The sequence below is a fragment of the Xenorhabdus sp. KK7.4 genome, assembly GCF_963876465.1.
Classification (GTDB): domain Bacteria; phylum Pseudomonadota; class Gammaproteobacteria; order Enterobacterales; family Enterobacteriaceae; genus Xenorhabdus; species Xenorhabdus stockiae.
Window position 1 is genome coordinate 1 of record NZ_CAWNQF010000007.1, and the last position, 1,324, is coordinate 1,324.

At 45.4% G+C, this 1,324-nt stretch carries 3 protein-coding genes; all 3 read right to left on the reverse strand.

What is annotated here, in order from left to right; translation table 11 throughout:
* A partial coding sequence (locus tag AACS90_RS03040) for a DNA-methyltransferase (protein ID WP_193757313.1) occupies positions 1-455 on the reverse strand: 455 nt, incomplete at its 3' end.
* A 106-nt stretch (positions 456-561) separates the two neighbouring features.
* Positions 562-762, reverse strand: a complete 201-nt coding sequence (locus AACS90_RS03045; protein ID WP_099109817.1) for a hypothetical protein — start codon at positions 760-762, stop codon at positions 562-564.
* A gap of 181 nt (positions 763-943) precedes the next feature.
* Positions 944-1,315 (reverse strand): antiterminator Q family protein, encoded by a 372-nt coding sequence (locus tag AACS90_RS03050; RefSeq protein WP_193757314.1) that lies wholly within the window; start codon positions 1,313-1,315, stop codon positions 944-946.
* Positions 1,316-1,324: the final 9 nt, after the last annotated feature.

Sequence of the window (1,324 nt, forward strand, 5' to 3'; positions counted from 1 at the left end):
CGGCATTGCTTGAAATAGCCATCGCCTTTGGGATGATAAGGTCCTTGATAATGCTCGGCAAAAATGATGCGTTCTGTAGCCGGGAAATACATTCTCAGGCTTTCTTTGTTCTGCCTGCGCCATGGGCCAGAAGGCTTCGCCCAAATGATATGGTTCAACACGTTAAATCGTTCACGTACCAGCAGCTCGGTATCAGAGGCCAGACGCGAACCACAGAACATATACAGGCTACCGTTGGGTTTCAGTACCCGCCAGAATTCAGCCAGTAGTTCATCCAGCCACGCAAGGTAAGCCGTCACATCGGCCCACTGATTATCCCAGCTACAATCTTTTACGCGAAAGTACGGCGGGTCAGTGGCGATCAGGTCTATGCAGTTATCCGGCAGGGTTTTGATAAATTTCAGAGAGTCGTCGTTAATTAATGTGATACCACTTAAATTCACAATATATTCCATCTATATATTCCATCTATCGACGCTGACTGGCTCTCTGGAAAGCCACGGCATAAAAGGCAGGTACAATGCTACCCACCTTTCCTTCACCGCGTAAAACATTGCCCCATCAAGGGCAACGCCTGAAAAACGTATCATCGTTCCGGCTTTCCATTAATCCAGCCAGACGAAATTGCGTTAATAATAATTGGCAACGGGGTTCAGTGAGTCCCGTTAATTTGTAAACATCCGAAACATTTACCCAACTATCATGGGGAAGGGTTTCTAATACACAAGCGGCGGTTGTTGTCATATCTTCATGTTTTAGCATGATAATTTAAACCTTTTGGTCAGTGAGTCGGCGTGAACACACATGTAACTCTGACCAAGCACAACAGCAAGTCTTATGTTTATTTCAGGCATAAAAAAACCTCGCGCTTGGCGAGGCTTGTTTGTCACGGTTACAAATAGCGCAACATATACTGAAATAGTGGCTCAATGGCTCAAGGATGTCAACACATTCGCGACAAGATTTTTGTTTTTCTTTTCTGTTCCCGACACGAAAAGGCATCTTGCAACGGTTGATAAAGTAAATATTCGGTGGACTTTAATATCTCTTCAATCTCACGGCGGCAGGTTGATAGTGAAGGTTTTCGAAAAAACAGTTGACCGCTACGACGTACCATTTTTCTCGGTTTAACGATGGCATGGTAATAGCGGGCAATAGCTCTATCTGAACGATTAAAGACATACCGGCTTAACAATATGGCAAAGGCTACCCGGTCCAGATGGTAGATATGATCAACCACTCTGGCGATTAGCATACCTTCGTCGTCATTGCACATCGGGCGTTCTGGGTAGTCTCGAGGCTCTACTCGTGCCATAAATTCCGC